Here is a 1,397-nt window from a genome sequence, read left to right as displayed (position 1 = left end):
TTCTTCAACAATTCAACGTCGCGTGCAATCATAATTTCTTCATCGGTTGCAACCTTCAACACCTTAACGGCTGAATCATCAGTAGAAATAATCATTTCATCATCACGTTGCTTGTTTTGTTCTTCATTCATCTTAATACCCATGAAGTTCAAACGGCTGATGATTTCTGAACGCAAGTCATCGGCATTTTCACCGATACCAGCAGTAAAGACGATTGCATCAATACCTTCAAGCTCCATGTAGTATTGACCGATGTAACGAACAACACGATCAACGAACATTTGGATAGCCAATTCAGCGTGTTCGTTTGTCTCACGAACAGCCTTCAAGTCACGCATGTCAGCTGACAACGTTGAGACACCAAGCAAACCTGACTTCTTGTTCAAGATGTTCAACATTTCATCGTTCGTCAAACCTTCACGCTCTTGGATGTAGTAAACCAAAGATGGGTCCACATCACCTGAACGAGTTGCCATCATAACACCAGCCAATGGCGTGAAGCCCATTGAAGTATCGTATGACTTACCATTCTTGATGGCCGTAATTGAAGCACCAGCTCCCAAGTGAAGCGTGATAATCTTCAAGTCTTCAAGAGGCTTGTTCAAAATTTCTGCCGTGCGGGCAGCCACGTAACGGTGTGATGTTCCGTGGGCACCATACTTACGAGCACCGTACTTCGTGTAGTACTCATATGGCAAACCGTACAAGTAGTTCTTGCGTGGCATTGTTTGGTGGAACGCTGTGTCGAACACAGCGACTGAAGTTGCGTTAGGCAACAACTTTTGGAAGACACGGATTCCCATAGCGTTAGCTGGGTTGTGCAAAGGCGCATAAGCAGCCAAACGGTCAATCTTTTCCAAAACATCATCGTCAACAACGACTGAGTGGTTAAACCATTCTCCACCCGCAACCACACGGTGACCAACACCTGTGATTTCGCTCAAGTCAGCAATAACGTTGTTTTCCTTCAATTGTTCCAACAACAAGTTAATGGCAGCCTCGTGGTTGTCGATGTCTTGAATCAATTCAATCTTTTCACCATTGTACTTCAACGTAAAGATTGAATCGCTCAAACCGATTCGTTCAACTTGTCCCTTTGCAATTACCTGCTCAGCTGGCATCTCAATCAATTGAAACTTCAATGATGAAGAGCCGGCGTTAATCGCCATAGTCTTAGCCATGTATACTTGTCTCCTCTTTTCCAAAACTGGAATTTGCTCAATATCTTTAAATAGTATAGCACAAAATTTACTGACTGAATTGTCAAATGTTTCACACACGTATCACGTGTGACACTATGCGTGGCGTAATGCGTTTGCCGTCATCCAAGCCGTAATTTCTGACACAAAATTCTTATTTTCTGCCACATTTGTCAATTCAGGCGTCCGCGCTAGCAT

1 protein-coding gene is annotated in these 1,397 nt (G+C 43.6%); it reads right to left on the bottom strand.

The features are described from left to right. Positions 1-1,181 (bottom strand): acetate/propionate family kinase (locus WEIDD23_RS11895; RefSeq protein ID WP_062359088.1); only part of this gene is annotated, 1,181 nt, incomplete at its 3' end. Positions 1,182-1,397 lie beyond the last annotated feature (216 nt).

This window comes from Weissella sp. DD23, from assembly GCF_001579105.1.
In the GTDB taxonomy this organism is placed as follows: Bacteria; Bacillota; Bacilli; order Lactobacillales; family Lactobacillaceae; genus Weissella; species Weissella cibaria.
Note: the sequence above shows the minus strand (reverse complement) of the source record. Positions and strands in the feature narration are given on the sequence as shown.